The organism is Rhizobacter sp. P2_H3, from assembly GCF_056403355.1.
Genome location: NZ_JBFUFQ010000064.1, coordinates 1 through 14,544 on the forward strand (window position 1 = coordinate 1; position 14,544 = coordinate 14,544).

The 14,544-nt window shown below is 69.1% G+C and carries 13 protein-coding genes; 7 read left to right on the plus strand and 6 right to left on the minus strand.

Annotated elements, in window-relative coordinates:
* The 3 genes from AC1D1T_RS14215 to AC1D1T_RS14225 all read right to left on the minus strand — a co-directional run.
* The coding region (locus AC1D1T_RS14215) for a HutD/Ves family protein (protein ID WP_477992029.1) at nt 1-416 on the minus strand (416 nt) is incomplete at its 3' end.
* On the minus strand, nt 416-2,131 hold the full coding sequence (gene hutU, locus AC1D1T_RS14220; RefSeq protein ID WP_477824682.1) for a urocanate hydratase: 1,716 nt from the start codon (nt 2,129-2,131) through the stop codon (nt 416-418). The genes AC1D1T_RS14215 and hutU, both read right to left, overlap by 1 nt.
* A 112-nt stretch (nt 2,132-2,243) precedes the next feature.
* Nucleotides 2,244-3,179, minus strand: a complete 936-nt coding sequence (locus AC1D1T_RS14225) for a LysR family transcriptional regulator (protein WP_477824663.1) — start codon at nt 3,177-3,179, stop codon at nt 2,244-2,246.
* A 141-nt stretch (nt 3,180-3,320) separates the two neighbouring features.
* On the opposite strand from AC1D1T_RS14225, the gene AC1D1T_RS14230 reads away from it, so the two are divergent.
* From AC1D1T_RS14230 to AC1D1T_RS14240, 3 genes are read left to right on the plus strand one after another with little or no spacing between them, the layout of a single operon-like run.
* Nucleotides 3,321-3,554 (plus strand): hypothetical protein, encoded by a 234-nt coding sequence (locus AC1D1T_RS14230; RefSeq protein WP_047508274.1) that lies wholly within the window; start codon nt 3,321-3,323, stop codon nt 3,552-3,554.
* Between the two features lie 50 nt (nt 3,555-3,604).
* Complete coding sequence (locus AC1D1T_RS14235) at nt 3,605-3,862, plus strand: hypothetical protein (protein ID WP_047508272.1); 258 nt, start codon at nt 3,605-3,607, stop codon at nt 3,860-3,862.
* 43 nt (nt 3,863-3,905) lie between these two features.
* Nucleotides 3,906-4,142 carry a hypothetical protein gene (locus AC1D1T_RS14240; protein WP_047586737.1) on the plus strand — a complete coding sequence of 79 codons (237 nt, stop codon included), beginning with the start codon at nt 3,906-3,908 and terminating at the stop codon, nt 4,140-4,142.
* Between the two features lie 79 nt (nt 4,143-4,221).
* Here the strand turns inward: AC1D1T_RS14240 and AC1D1T_RS14245 are convergent, their stop codons facing one another.
* Nucleotides 4,222-6,087 carry a phosphoenolpyruvate carboxykinase (GTP) gene (locus AC1D1T_RS14245; protein ID WP_477992030.1) on the minus strand — a complete coding sequence of 622 codons (1,866 nt, stop codon included), beginning with the start codon at nt 6,085-6,087 and terminating at the stop codon, nt 4,222-4,224.
* A 320-nt stretch (nt 6,088-6,407) separates the two neighbouring features.
* On the opposite strand from AC1D1T_RS14245, the gene AC1D1T_RS14250 reads away from it, so the two are divergent.
* Nucleotides 6,408-7,217, plus strand: a complete 810-nt coding sequence (locus AC1D1T_RS14250) for a substrate-binding domain-containing protein (RefSeq protein ID WP_477824665.1) — start codon at nt 6,408-6,410, stop codon at nt 7,215-7,217.
* Between the two features lie 13 nt (nt 7,218-7,230).
* Nucleotides 7,231-7,800 carry an MOSC domain-containing protein gene (locus AC1D1T_RS14255; RefSeq protein ID WP_047508264.1) on the plus strand — a complete coding sequence of 190 codons (570 nt, stop codon included), beginning with the start codon at nt 7,231-7,233 and terminating at the stop codon, nt 7,798-7,800.
* Between the two features lie 6 nt (nt 7,801-7,806).
* On the opposite strand, the gene AC1D1T_RS14260 is transcribed toward AC1D1T_RS14255, so the two are convergent.
* On the minus strand, nt 7,807-8,859 hold the full coding sequence (locus AC1D1T_RS14260) for an AbrB family transcriptional regulator (protein WP_477824666.1): 1,053 nt from the start codon (nt 8,857-8,859) through the stop codon (nt 7,807-7,809).
* A 36-nt stretch (nt 8,860-8,895) separates the two neighbouring features.
* Nucleotides 8,896-9,903: a zinc-binding alcohol dehydrogenase family protein gene (locus tag AC1D1T_RS14265; RefSeq protein WP_477824667.1), complete on the minus strand. Its 1,008-nt coding sequence runs from the start codon at nt 9,901-9,903 to the stop codon at nt 8,896-8,898.
* A 167-nt stretch (nt 9,904-10,070) separates the two neighbouring features.
* Between AC1D1T_RS14265 and AC1D1T_RS14270 the strand changes: the two genes are divergently transcribed.
* Together AC1D1T_RS14270 and AC1D1T_RS14275 are read left to right on the plus strand one after the other, a co-directional pair.
* Entirely contained in the window at nt 10,071-10,913 is an 843-nt protein-coding gene (locus tag AC1D1T_RS14270) for a 23S rRNA (adenine(2030)-N(6))-methyltransferase RlmJ (protein ID WP_465110319.1), read from the plus strand.
* Between the two features lie 339 nt (nt 10,914-11,252).
* The gene (locus tag AC1D1T_RS14275) at nt 11,253-14,486 is read left to right on the plus strand and encodes a glycoside hydrolase family 3 N-terminal domain-containing protein (RefSeq protein ID WP_477824668.1); all 3,234 of its coding nucleotides are present in this window, start codon (nt 11,253-11,255) and stop codon (nt 14,484-14,486) included.
* Nucleotides 14,487-14,544: the final 58 nt, after the last annotated feature.

Below are 14,544 nucleotides of genomic sequence, written 5' to 3' on the forward strand. Positions count from 1 at the left end.
GCCGAGGCCGGTTCGGTGCGCACGGCCCCGCGCAGCGCGCGCACGTCGGCGCGCCAGCGGCCGCGCCGCACCATCACGTTGAAGTCGCGGCACGGGCCGTCGAACAGGCTGGCGTTCAATGCAGCATCGCCGGAGAAGTGGAAGGGCTCGTGCGCGCGATCGAGCCGCTCGTCGAGCCGGCCGTCGGCCGAGTGCAGCCGCATGCCGGCGCCGCGCAGCAGCACGATGCAGCGTTCGACGCTGGGGAAGGCGGAGAACGGCGCGTCGCGTTCCACCTCGGCGACGCTCAGGCGCCAGTCGAAGTCCGTCGTGGCTTCGCGTGGCTGCACTGCGAGTTCGCGCGTCAGCCCGGCGCCGTTGCGCCACGCCACGGCGGGTAGCGACTGCAGGTCCAGTGTCTCGCTGCGCCCGCTCATCAACGCCCGACCATCGGCAGCTTCAGGTGCTGGGCCTGCGCCGTCTGCACCGCCAGCTCGTAGCCGGCGTCGGCATGGCGCATCACGCCCGAGCCGGCGTCGTTGACGAGCACGCGCGCCAGGCGCTTCGCGGCCGCGTCGGTGCCATCGGCCACGATCACCATGCCGGCGTGCTGCGAGTAGCCCATGCCGACACCGCCGCCGTGGTGCAGCGACACCCAGGTCGCGCCGCCGGAGGCATTCAACAGCGCATTCAGCAGCGGCCAGTCGGACACCGCATCGGTGCCGTCCTTCATGCCCTCGGTCTCGCGGTTCGGGCTCGCGACCGAGCCGGTGTCGAGGTGGTCGCGGCCGATCACGATCGGCGCCCTCAGCTCGCCGCTGCGCACCATCTCGTTGAACGCGAGCCCGGCGACATGGCGCTCGCCGAGCCCGAGCCAGCAGATGCGCGCCGGCAGGCCCTGGAACGCGATGCGCTCGGCGGCCATGTCGAGCCAGCGGTGCACGTGGGCGTTGTGCGGGAACAGTTCCTTGATCTTCGCGTCGGTCTTGCGGATGTCTTCCGGGTCGCCCGACAGCGCCACCCAGCGGAACGGCCCCTTGCCCTCGCAGAACAGCGGGCGGATGTAGGCCGGCACGAAACCGGGGAAGTCGAACGCGTTCTTCACGCCCTGGTCGAACGCGACCTGGCGGATGTTGTTGCCGTAGTCGACGGTGGGCACGCCCATCGCGTGGAAATCGAGCATCGCCTGCACGTGCACCGCACACGACTGCGCGGCGGCCTGCTTCAGGCGCTCGTGCTGGTGCGGGTCGCGCTGCGCATCGCGCCACTGCGCGACGCTCCAGCCGGCCGGCAGGTAGCCGTTGATCAGGTCGTGCGCCGAGGTCTGGTCGGTGACGATGTCGGGGCGGATGCCGCCGGCCTTCGCGCGCCGCACCAGCTCGGGCAGCAGTTCGGCGGCGTTGCCCAGCAGGCCGATCGACACCGCCTCGCGCTTGGCCGTGTGCTGCTGGATCAGCGCCAGCGCGTCGTCGAGGTCCTTCGCCTGCTTGTCGAGGTAGCGCGTGCGCAGCCGGAAGTCGATGCTGCTCTGCTGGCATTCGATGTTCAGCGAGACGGCGCCGGCGAAGGTGGCGGCCAGCGGCTGTGCGCCGCCCATGCCGCCGAGGCCGGCCGTCAGCACCCAGCGCCCGGCCAGCGTGCCGCCGAAGTGCTGGCGGCCGGCTTCGGCGAAGGTCTCGTAGGTGCCCTGCACGATGCCCTGGGTGCCGATGTAGATCCACGAACCAGCCGTCATCTGGCCGTACATGAAGAGACCCTGGCGGTCGAGCTCGTTGAAATGCTCCCAGGTGGCCCACTTCGGCACCAGGTTGGAGTTGGCGAGCAGCACCCGCGGCGCATCCGGATGCGTGCGGAACACGCCGACCGGCTTGCCCGACTGGATCAGCAGCGATTCGTCGTCTTCCAGCTCGCGCAGCGACGCGAGGATCTGGTCGAAGCAGGCCCAGTCGCGCGCCGCGCGGCCGATGCCGCCGTAGACCACGAGTTCTTCCGGGCGCTCGGCCACCTCGGGGTCGAGGTTGTTCTGGATCATGCGGAAGGCCGCCTCGGTGAGCCACGACTTGCAGCTCAGCGTGCTGCCGCGCGGGGCGCGCACGACGCGGCCGGGGGCCGAGCGGGCGGCCTGTGCCGCGGCATGGGCCACGGTCTTCATGTCGGTGGTGGAGTTCATCGGCGGCCTTCGGGCGTGGGAGTGTCGAGCAGGATGCGGAGAAGTGGTCTAGACCACTTCGCGCAGGATGCCGGGAGTCGGCCCGCCCGTCAAGTCACTCGGTGGCCGACTGCGCCGCATCGACCAGCCGCGCCCGCAGCCACTGGTGGGCGCTCGCCCGGTCGTGCCGCATGTGCCACAGCGCCTCGACGTGGATGCCGGCCAGCTGCAGCGGGATCGGCCGCTGCACCAGCTTGTCCTGGTAGCCGGTGGCGCTGATGAAGGTGCGGGGCAGCACCGTCAGCAGGTCGCTGCGGGCGACCACCCGGCCGGCGGTGAAGAACTGGTTGACCGTCAGCACGATGCGCCGCGTGCGGTGCAGCTGCGTCAGCGCCTGGTCGACCAGCCCGTGCGGCCGGCCGGAGAAGCTCACCAGCAGGTGGTGCGCCTCGCAGAAGCGGTCCAGCGTCAGCTCGCCCTCGGCCAGCGGGTTGCCACGCCGCATCACGCAGACGTACTGGCTGTCGTACAGCCGCTCATGGTGGATCGGGCTCGTGCTGCCCTGGGCGACCAGGTTGGCCACCGCGTCGGGAAAGTAGCCGACCGCGAAATCGACCTCGCCGCGCTCCAGCAGCGGCCGCGGATCGCGCGTCGTCAGCGGGATCACCCGCAGGTTGGCCAGCGCCTGGCCCTGTTCGATCTGTTGAACGAGGGAGGGCATCAGCATCGCCGCGGTCGCGTCGGCCATCGCGAGTCGGAAGTTCGCCACATCCTTCTGCGGGTCGTAGTCGCCCGGCGCGAAGGCCTGGCGCAGGGCCGCCAGGGCCGCCTGCACCTCCGGCCACAGCTGCTCGGCGCGCGGCGTGGGCTTGACCCCGAACGATGTGCGAGTGAGCAGTTCCTCACCGACAGAGTCTTTCAGGCGCTTGAGGGCGTTGCTGACGGCTGGCTGAGTGAGCGCCAGACGCTCGGCGGCGCGGGTCAGGTTGCCCTCTGCCATCACCGCGTCAAACACGCGCAGCAGGTTCAAGTCAAGTGTGCGGAAATTCATGTTTGCTACTCCTCGACACCGGGATATCACGGCTGTGTATATCACTGATTCACAGCTTTCAGTAGCCAACCCCTGGGGTAAACCCTAGGATTGCGGCATGCGAGGTCGAAAACGATTTCGCGAGTCTTGAAAGGACCCTCCATGAACCCCGTGATGAGCCTGAATCTCCCGCAAGTGCCCACCGGCGCCGTCGCGTCCGGTTCGGCATCGCACGACGTGTGGGGCCGCATCGGCCGCCGCGTCTGGGCCTCGTTGGAAGCCGCCGGCCAGACCCGCGCCCGTCCCGAACTGCTGGCGCTGGCCAGCCGCTACGAAGCGTCGCAGCCCGAACTTGCAGCCCAGCTGCGTTCCATGGCTTCCGTTCGCCAGCGCTGATCGACCTCCCCCGAATTCGCCACAAGCGACCCAACCCCGAAGGAAACACGATGACCACGACCACGATGGACCTGCAAGTCCCCCAGCAACGCACCGCCCCGCGCCTGGCCGCGCCGTTCGCCGCTGCTTTCGCCGCGCTGCTGAACGCCCTGAAGCCCGCCGAGCGCGTGAACGTGGAAGAGAACCAGGCCGCCCGTGAGGCCGCCGACGTGCGAGCGATGGCTCGCCAGTATCTGAAGACCGACCCCGGCTTCGCTGCGGACCTGTTCGCAGCCGCCGACCGGCACGAAGAGCTGTACGGCAACTGAACCGGTGCCGCTGCCACGGGCAGCGGCACACAGAGAGACCACCATGAACCAGTCGACTTTCTTTGCTGACTCGCAAGCCTCGACGGCTTTCGTCCAGCGCATTTCGGACGCTTATGCGTTCGCCACCGCGGCACTCGCGAACCTGCTGAGCCCCGCCGCCGAGAGCCCGGCCGAAGCCGCCAGCCGCCTGCGCTCGCTGGCCGAGGCCTACAGCGACGGCCAGCCGAGCTACGCCGCCGACCTGCGCGCCGCCGCCGATCGCGCCGACGCCGAGGTCTGAGATCTTCGCGCGGATCTGCTCCGCGCTGAAATGAAAAGGCCCGCATCAGCGGGCCTTTTTTCATGGGGCGCGGGTCGCGTCAGGCCGCCAGCCGGGCCTCGATGCGTGCCTTGGTCGCGGTGAGCTCCGCCGGCAGGTGCCAGGCGAGCTGCTTGAACAGCTCGTCGTGCAGCGACAGCTCGGCCCGCCAGGCGCCGGCATCGACGCCGGTCACCTGGTCGTACTGCGCCGCGCTGAAGTCCAGGCCTTCCCAGTTCAGGTCCTGGTAGCTGGGTGTCACGCCGAACACGTTCTCGCGGCCCTGGGCCCGGCCTTCGACGCGCTCGAGCATCCACTTCAGCACGCGCATGTTCTCGCCGTAGCCCGGCCAGACGAACTTGCCGTCGGCACCCTTGCGGAACCAGTTCACGCAGAAGATCTTCGGCAGCGTGGCGCCGCGGGCCTGCAGCTTCGCGCCGAGCGACAGCCAGTGCTGGAAGTAGTCGCTCATGTTGTAGCCGATGAACGGCAGCATCGCGAACGGGTCGCGGCGCACCACGCCCTGCTGGCCGGCCGCAGCGGCGGTGGTTTCGCTGCCCATCGTGGCCGCCATGTAGACGCCTTCGGTCCAGTCGCGCGCCTCGGTGACCAGCGGCACGGTTGTCGAGCGGCGGCCGCCGACGATGATCGCGTCGATCGGCACGCCTTCGGGATCGTCCCAGGCCGGGTCGAGCGCCGGGTTGTTGGTGGCCGGCACCGTGAAGCGCGCATTCGGGTGCGCCGCCTTCGCGCCGGTCTCCTTCGCGATCGCCGGGGTCCAGCGCTGGCCTTGCCAGTCGGTCAGTTGGGCGGGCGGGACGTCGGTCATGCCTTCCCACCAGACGTCGCCGTCATCGGTGAGCGCGACGTTCGTGAAGATCACGTCGCGCTTCAGGCTCGCCATGCAATTGAAGTTGGTCTTCTCGTTGGTGCCGGGGGCGACGCCGAAGTAGCCGGCTTCCGGGTTGATGGCGCGCAGGCGGCCGTCGGCGGCCGGCTTGATCCACGCGATGTCGTCGCCGATGGTCGTGACCTTCCAGCCCGGCAGGCCGTCCGGCGGGATCAGCATCGCGAAGTTGGTCTTGCCGCAGGCGCTCGGGAATGCCGCGGCGACGTGGTGTTTCCTTCCCTCGGGGCTCTCGACGCCGAGGATCAGCATGTGCTCGGCCAGCCAGCCCTCGTCGCGGCCCATCGTGCTCGCGATGCGCAGCGCGAAGCACTTCTTGCCGAGCAGCGCGTTGCCGCCGTAGCCGGAGCCGTAGCTCCAGATCTCACGCGTCTCGGGATAGTGGACGATGTACTTGGTGGCGTTGCACGGCCATGCGACATCCTTCTGCCCCGGTTCCAGCGGCGCGCCGACGGTGTGCATGCACGGCACGAACTCGCCGTCGGTGCCCAGCACGTCGATCACGGCCCGGCCCATGCGCGTCATGATCTTCATGTTGACGGCGACGTAGGGGCTGTCGGAGAGCTCGACGCCGATGTGCGCGATCGGCGAGCCGAGCGGGCCCATGCTGAACGGCACGACGTACATCGTGCGGCCCTTCATCGCGCCGCGGAACAGGGCCCGGTCTCCGGTCTGCAGCAAGCTGCGCATCTCGGCCGGGTCCATCCAGTTGTTGGTGGGGCCGGCGTCTTCCTTCTTCGCGCTGCAGATGAAGGTGCGGTCCTCGACGCGCGCCACGTCGCTCGGGCTGCTGCAGGCGAGGTAGCTGTTGGGGCGCAGCTCGGGGTTCAGCTTCTTGAAGGTGCCGGCGGCCACCAGCTGGGCGCAGAGCTTGTCGTACTCGGCGGTGCTGCCGTCGCACCAGTGCACGTCACGGGCTTCGGTCAGCGCGGCCATCTCGGCCACCCAGGCCATCAGCCGGGCATGTCGGACGTAGGCGGGCGCGTTCAGGCGCAAACCCTCCATCGCGGGTCGGTTCATCGTGGGCTCCAATCATCAAAGTCAAAGTGCGGGATCGGGCGAACCTCGGGGCTCGCCCCATACCGCAAGGACACGACGGCAGGAACAGGCGGTTTCATGCCGGATGGGCAATCGGCATGCCTCCACCGGGCAAGGCATTGTCGTACGACTGTAATCGCGCCGTAACTGCCGCAAACCGGGGGATCATGCAAATTGCGAATGGCAACATGCAAAGCAGTTGTGACTTTTTCGGCGGTTGTGCGGGGCGGCTGCCCGGACGGTGCCATGCCCGAACTCGCTGTTGCATGGCTGTTTCTGCGGCCGCTTAAGATCGTCGGATGATGCGACGACGCCTCCTCCTCTCCCTCGCGGCCGCCAGCAGCCTGGCCGCTTCCTTCACTGCCCGTGCGGCCCAGCGCAAGTCGCTGGCGGATCCGCTGCTGATGGGCGTCGAGCAGGCGATGCTCGACTCCGGCCTCGGCCAGGCCTTCCAGAAGGGCTTCGGCCGCGACACCGGTGTCGCGGTGCAGGTGTCGGGCGGCCAGAGCGCCGCGCTGATCCAGGCGCTCGAGCGCGGCGAGATCGACATGGCGATGACGAACGCGCCGGAGCTCGAGATGCAGCTCGAGAAGCAGGGCCTGGCCCACGACCGCCACCGCGTCGCGCTCGGCGACTACGTGCTGATCGGCCCGGTCGAAGGCAAGGGCAAGAAGGCCAAGGACCCGGCCGGCGTGCTCGGCGGCAAGGACATCGGTGCCGCGCTGATGGGTATCGCGAACGCGCAGGCGCGCTTCCTCGGCAACAACGGCGGCAGCGGCGCGGCGCTGGCCGAGTTGCCGCTGTGGCGCGCCTCGAAGGTGGCGCCGGTCGCACCGTGGTACGTGACCGCGGACCCGAAGAGTTCGATCATCGCGCAGGCCGCGGCGCAGAACGCGTACGCGGTGGTGGAGCGCGGCGTCTGGCTGAGCCACGTGACCAAGCCGCTCGCGATCGTCGTCGAAGGCGATCCGCTGCTGGCGACCGAGGTGCACGTGATGCGCTCGTTCCGCGTCAACCACCCGGCGGCCAAGTTGTTCACGGCCTGGGTGTCCGGCCCGCAAGGTCGCCGCGTCGCGGCGAGCGTGCGCGGCTGGCGCGCGGCCGCCAACTGATCTGCCGATGACGATGCGCCTGCTCAGCGTCAACGCCGCCCGCGCGAGCGAGCGCCTGATCGACGGCCGGCCGGTGCTCACCGGCATCGGCAAGCAGCCGGTCGACGGCCCGGTGGCGGTGCAGACCCTGGGGCTGGACGGCGACGAGCAGGCCGACCTCAGCGTGCATGGCGGCCTCGGCAAGGCGGTGTACGCCTACCCGAGCGAGCACTACCCGTTCTGGCAGACGGTGCGGGCACAGGCGCAGGCGGCCGGCTGGAACGAGCCGCTGCCGCACGGTTCGATCGGCGAGAACCTGACGCTCGCCGGCATGCTCGAGGACCAGGCGTGGATCGGCGACGTGCTGCGCTTTCCCGATTGCGAACTCGCGGTCAGCGAGCCGCGCTTCCCGTGCTTCAAGTTCAATGCGGCGATGGGGTTCAACCAGGCCGCGAAGATGATGGCGTCGAGCGCCTGGTGCGGCTTCTACCTGTCGGTGCGCTCGCCCGGCACGTTGCGCGCCGGGCAGGCCTTCGAGCTGGTGCCGGGGCCGCGCGAGGTCGGCATCCCGGAGTTGTTCCGCGCCCGCATGAAGAAGGCCTGAAAGGGCTCAGGCCTTCGACGCCGACCAGCGGAACATCGGCGACGCGAGCAGCACCACCGCGGCCATCCGCGTGACGTGGAAGGCCGTCACCACCGGCACGCCCAGCTCCAGCACCTTGGCCGTCAGGCACATCTCGGCGATGCCGCCCGGCGAGGTGCCGAGCAGCACGGTGGCCGGGTGCAGGCCGCTGAACTGCGCGACGCCGAGCGCAAAGCCCGCTGACAGCGCGATCATCACCAGCGTGCCCGCCCCCACGCTCAGCAGCCAGCGCGGCGCGGTGTGCAGGAAGGCCGGCGTGAAGCGCGTGCCGAGCGCGACGCCGATGAAGAGCTGGCCGAGGTTGGTCATCCACTTCGGCACGGCTGACAGCTCGACGCCGGTGGCGGTGAGCCCGAACGCGACGAACAGCGGGCCCAGCACCCACGGGTTCGAGACGCCGCGCCAGCGCAGGAAGGCGCCGCCGGCGGCCGTCATCGCGATCAGTTGCAGCAGCCCGTGCCACTCGACGACCTGCGGGCCGGGCAGTGTCGGGTCGAGCCCGTGCAGCCCGGCGAACTGGAAGCCGAACGGGATCGTCAGCACGACCAGCAGGATGCGCAGCGAATGGGCGCTCGCGACCAGGTCCATGCGCCCGCCGTAGCGCTCGGCGAGCACCGCCATCTCGGAGGCGCCGCCGATCGCGCTCGCGAAGAACAGCGTCGGCCGGTCGAGCGCCATCGCGGCGTTGGCGCGCGCGAGGTAGACGCCGAAGCCGGCGCCGAGCAGCAGCGCCCACGCGATGCCGGCCAGGATCACCGCCCAGTGGCTGGCGACGATGCCCACCACCTGCGGCGTGAAGTACAGCCCGAGCACGGTGCCGATGGCCCACTGGCCGGCGTTGCGCAGCGGCGTGGCGGCGGCGAGCGGCAGGCCGGTCATGCAGCCGATCGCGGTCGCGACCAGCGGGCCGATCATCCACGGCAGCGGGGTATGCAGCAGCAGGCACAGGCCGGCGGCCGCGGCGCCGGCGAGGAGGGTCAGGGCAAGGCGGGCCGGGCGCCGCGCGAGGAATTCAGGCACCCGGCGATGCTAGCCGCCCGGGCCGTCAGCGTGCTTTCAGAAGCCTTCGAGCACGACCTTGCCGCGCGCCTTGCCGCTTTCGATGAAGGCATGGGCGCGCTTCAGGTTGGCAGCGTTGATCGTGCCGAAGTGCTCGCCCAGCGTGCTGCGCAGCTGGCCGGCATCGATCAACCGCGCCACCTCGTCGAGCAGCTCGTGCTGCTTGTGCATGTCGGCGGTCTGCATCATCGGCCGCGTGAACATCAGCTCCCAGTGCAGCGACAGGCTCTTGCGCTTCATCGCCATCACGTCGAGCGGCTCGTGGAAGTCGTCGATCAGCGCCAGCTTGCCTTGCGGCGCGAGCGCCTCGACGATCTGCTTGTAATACGTCGGTGTGTGCGTGAGCCCGGCCACCGCGGTGACCTGCGGCACGCCGGCCGCCTGCAGTTGCGGCAGCAGCGGCTGGTGGTGGTCGATCACGTGGTGCGCGCCCAACTCGCGCAGCCAGGCCTGCGTCTCAGGGCGCGATGCGGTACCGATCACCGTCAGCTTCGTCAGCCGGCGCGCCAGTTGCGTGAGGATGGAGCCGACGCCACCGGCCGCGCCGATGATCAGCAGCGCGCCTTCGGTGTCGGCGGTGGCACCGAGGCGATCGAACAGCAGCTCCCAGGCAGTGATCGCGGTCAGCGGCAGCGCGGCCGCCTGCGCGACCGGGATCGACGTGGGCGCGTGGCCCACGATGCGCTCGTCCACCAACTGCAGCTCGGCATTGCTGCCCGGCCGCGTGATGTCGCCGGCGTACCAGACGCGATCGCCCGGCTTGAACAGCGTGACCTTCTCGCCCACCGCTTCGACGGTGCCGACGGCATCCCAGCCGATCACCTTCAGCTGCCCCTCGGCGGGCGGGCTGCCGGCGCGGATCTTCACGTCGACCGGGTTCACCGACACCGCCTGCACGCGCACCAGCAGGTCGCGGCCGGCGGCGGCGGGTTCGGGCAGCGTCACGTCGAGCAGCGATTCGGCATCGGTGATCGGCAAGGGACGGCGGTAGGCAACGGCTTTCATCGGGCGGCTCCGGAAGGGAAGTGTTCGGTCCGGGCACTGTAGGCAGCTTGGCTGGAATTGATAATCCGGTCTCGCGAACTATCACCTTCAAACCAGATTTGAAGCCGGCCGGGATCGAGACGGCGGCGACGACAATACGGGGCTGCCCGTTTTCCAGAAAGCCGCCCATGCTCGCCTACCGCCACGCCTTCCACGCCGGCAACCATGCCGACGTGCTCAAGCACACCGTGCTCGGCATGGTGCTGCGCTACATGAACCAGAAAGAGAAGCCGTACCGCCTGGTCGATACCCACGCCGGCGCCGGTGGCTACTCGCTCGAAGGCCAGTACGCGACGAAGAAGGGCGAGTTCGAGCAGGGCATCGCGCGGCTGTGGGGTCGCGACGACCTGCCCGGTCCGGTGGCCGACTACGTGGCCGCGGTGCGCCAGTTCAACCCCGACGGCAAGCTGCGCCAGTACCCCGGCTCGCCGGCCTTCGCGCAGATGCTGCTGCGCGCGCAGGACCAGCTGCGCCTCTTCGAGCTGCACAACACCGACCACCGCATCCTCGCGTCCTTCCTCGGCGAGACGAAGAACGTCGAGATCTTCAACGCCGACGGCTTCGACGGGCTGAAGGGCCAGGTGCCGCCGTCGAGCCGGCGCGCGGCCATCCTGATGGACCCGAGCTACGAAGGCCACGGCGACTACGGCCGCGTGATCGCGTCGCTGCGCGAGGCGCTGCTGCGCTTCGCCGAAGGCGTCTACATGGTCTGGTACCCGCAGGTGCAGAAGCTCGAAGCCGCGCAGCTGCCGCGCCGCCTCGAGGGCCTCGCGCCCAAGGGCTGGCTGCACGTGCGCCTGACGGTGCAGGTGCCCGATTCGCAGGGCTTCGGCCTGGCCGGCAGCGGCATGTTCATCCTGAACCCGCCGTACACGCTGCACGACGAGCTGCTCGCCGTGCTGCCGTACCTGGTCGACGTGCTGGGACAGTACGACGACGCGAACTACCTGCTCGAGCAGAAGACGGCTTGAACCGCGCGGCCTGAACTTCGCGGCGCAAGTTAAGTTGCAACTGAGGTTGCAAGCGGTTTCAGCCGAGTTTCACGAAACGCTCGGTAGATTCCCTGACGGACGCCTTTTTGCTGCAGTGCCGTAGCTGCACTGCCGCAATCCGCGCCAGGGCGCGCGGCTGCTCATGCCGCGCCGTGTCATGTGATGTTTTTCACAGTCTTCGACGGGCCGCTTCGGGCTTGTCATCGCCTTAACGATTGGTAAACGTCTTCTTGCAAGCGCTTTCAGCCGTGGCTATGCTCGCGCCGCGTTCGCTCGCTCCGCTGATGCGCACGACATACCCACAAGAGGAGACAAGCCATGATCCGTTCTTCCCGCGCTGCCCTGCATGGGCTCGCCTGGGCCGTTGCGCTCACGCTGGGCGCCTGCGGCGGAGGCGATTCCAACGACAGCCCGCCGCCGCCTCCCGTGAGCACCGACATCCCGACCACCCCGCTGCAGGACTGGCCCGCGATCAAGAGCGCGGTGGCCCGTGACGCCGGCATCGAGGCGCAGGTGGACGCGCTGCTCGCCAAGATGAGCCTGGAGGAGAAGGTCGGCCAGATGACGCAGGTCGAGATCCAGGGGGTGACGCCGGACGACATCAAGACCTACCACCTGGGCTCGGTGCTGAACGGCGGTGGATCCTTCCCGGGCCAGCACAAGGATGCACCGGTCGCCGACTGGCTGGCGCTGGCCGATACGCTGTGGGCCGCGTCGAAGGACCCGGCCAATGCGAACCCGATCCCGCTGATCTGGGGCACGGACGCGGTGCACGGCCACAACAACGTGAAGGGCGCGACGCTCTTCCCGCACAACATCGGGCTGGGCGCGACGCGCGACCCCGACCTGCTGCGCCGCATCGGCGAGGTGACCGCGCGCGAAGTGGCGCACACCGGCATCGACTGGGCCTTCGGCCCGACGCTCGCCGTCGTGCGCGACGACCGTTGGGGCCGCACCTACGAGGGCTACTCGGAAGACCCGTTGGTCGTGCAGTCGTACGGGGGCGCGGTGATCCAGGGCCTGCAGGGCACGCTCGCGAAGGACGCGAAGGCCAACGAGAAGGTGGTCGCCACGGCCAAGCACTTCCTGGGCGACGGCGGCACCACCGACGGCAAGGACCAGGGCATCACCGCGGTCACCGAGGCCGACCTGATCAACATCCACGGCCGCGGCTACTACACCGCGCTGCAGGCGGGTGCGCAATCGGTGATGGCCTCGTTCAGCAGCTGGAAGGACGCCTCGAAGGGCGACACCGCGCGCGCCGACAAGATGCACGGCCACAAGTACCTGCTGACCGACGTGCTGAAGACGAAGATGGGCTTCGACGGCTTCGTCGTCTCGGACTGGAACGGCCTCGGCCAGGTCAACGCGACCAACAGCGATTCGACGCGCGCCTGCACCAACGCCGACTGCCCGCAGGCCATCAACGCCGGCATCGACATGGTGATGGTGCCGTACGTCGACGACTGGAAGGCGTTCATCGCCAACACGATCGCGAGCGTGAAGAGCGGCGAGATCCCGCAGGCGCGCATCGACGATGCGGTGCGCCGCATCCTGCGCGTCAAGCTGCGCGCCGGCCTGTTCGACAAGCCGAAGCTGTCGGCACGCAACGCGAGCAGCGAGGTCGGCACCGCCGAGAACCGCGCGGTGGCGCGCGAGGCGGTGCGCAAATCGCTGGTGCTGCTGAAGAACAACGGCGCCACGCTGCCGCTGGCGCGCAGCGCCAGGGTGCTGGTGGCCGGCAAGAGCGCCGACAGTTTGTCGAACCAGAGCGGCGGCTGGTCGCTCACCTGGCAGGGCACCGACAACGTCAATGCCGATTTCGGCGGCGGCACCACGCTGTGGGCGGCGATCCAGAAGATCGCGCCGAACGCGGTGATCGACACCAGCACCACCGGCGCGCTGGGCAGCGCCGACTACGACGCGGCGATCGTCGTGATCGGCGAGACGCCGTATGCCGAAGGCGTCGGCGACATCGGCAAGACCAAGACGCTGGAGCACGCGAAGCTGCACCCGGAAGACGTCGCGCTGATCGATGCGCTGAAGACCAAGGGCGTCAAGAAGATCATCACGGTGCTGTACTCGGGCCGCCCGCTGTACGTGAACCGCGAGCTCAACCGCTCGGATGCGTTCGTCGCCGCGTGGCTGCCGGGCACCGAGGGTGACGGCCTGACCGACGTGCTGTTCAAGAAGGACGACGGGGCCGTCAATGCCGACTTCAGCGGCAAGCTGTCGTACTCGTGGCCGAAGGCGGCCTGCCAGGTCGCGCTGAACCATGGCGATGCTGGCTACGACCCGCTGTATGCCTTCGGCTACGGCCTGAGCTATGCCGCGCCGGGGGCCGACCAAGTGGCGCTCGACGAGGCCACCGTGGCGCAGGGCTGCGGCGTGCCGGCGGGCGGCGGCGGCACCACCGACCAGACGCTGGCGGTGTTCGACGGCGCGAACCAGAGCGGCTTCTCGCTGCGCATCGGCGCACCGTCGAGCTGGAGCGTGCTGGTGGGGCTGTCGTCGGCGACGACCACGTCGACGCCGCAGGGCGAGATCAGTGCGGTGCCGGTCGACGACAAGGACGGCAAGCAGTGGGCGGCGATCAAGGCGAAGTGGAACGGCGCGGCCGGCCAGCTCTACATGCAGAGCACCAACGACGCCGACAAGCAGGACCTGCAGTCGTACCTGAACTCGAAGGGTTCGCTGGTGTTCGATGCGCGCGTCAGCGTGGCGCCGAGCGCGGCGGTGAAGATGCGGGTGGACTGCGGCTACCCGTGCATGGGCGAGATCGACGCGACGAACACCTTCGGCGCGCTGCCGGTCAATACCTGGACGGAACTCGCGATCCCGCTGCAGTGCTTTGCCGACCAGGGCACCGACTTCACCGCGGTGAACACGCCGTTCCTGCTGTACAGCAGCGGCGGGCAGTTCGAGGTGTCGGTGGCCAATATCCGCTGGGATCCGAAGAACACCGGCAACGTGCCGTGCGCGGGCGGGCCGGCGGTGAACGTGATCGCGGTCAGCGACGACAAGGACCTGTACGTCAATGGCATCAGCGATGCGGCGGCGTTGGCGCCGGCGGGTGCGTGGTCGTACGGCACGGGCAGCGTGACGCTGACGAACGACCTGGTCGACGGCACCGACAAGCTGATCGACGTGGTGTTCAACGGCGTGACCGACGGGGCCGGCAACGGCGGCATCTTCCTGTCGGTGCCGGACAACACGCTGATCGACGCGTCGGCGATCGCGGCGACGGGCGGCGTGCAGTTCGAGATCCGGGTGCTCGACTACGGCAACAGCACGCAGGACTTCTGGACCAAGATGGTCTGCGACCGCAAGAGCGAGACCTGCCGCACCGGCGACCTGAAGGACAAGGTCGGCCACCCGGCGCTCAACACCTGGCAGACGGTGAAGATCCCGTTCAGCTCGCCGGACTACGTGGCGAACGGGTTCGATGCTTCGAAGATCACGTCGCCGCTGGAGATGCTGCCGGCGTGGGACGACCAGAAGGGAACCATCCATTTCCAGATCCGCAACCTGCGGATCGTGAAGAACCTCTGAGCGGGGTTCTCGATTGCGGCGGTCGCGCGGGCCTTGGCGGTCAGCGCGTGACCCTTCA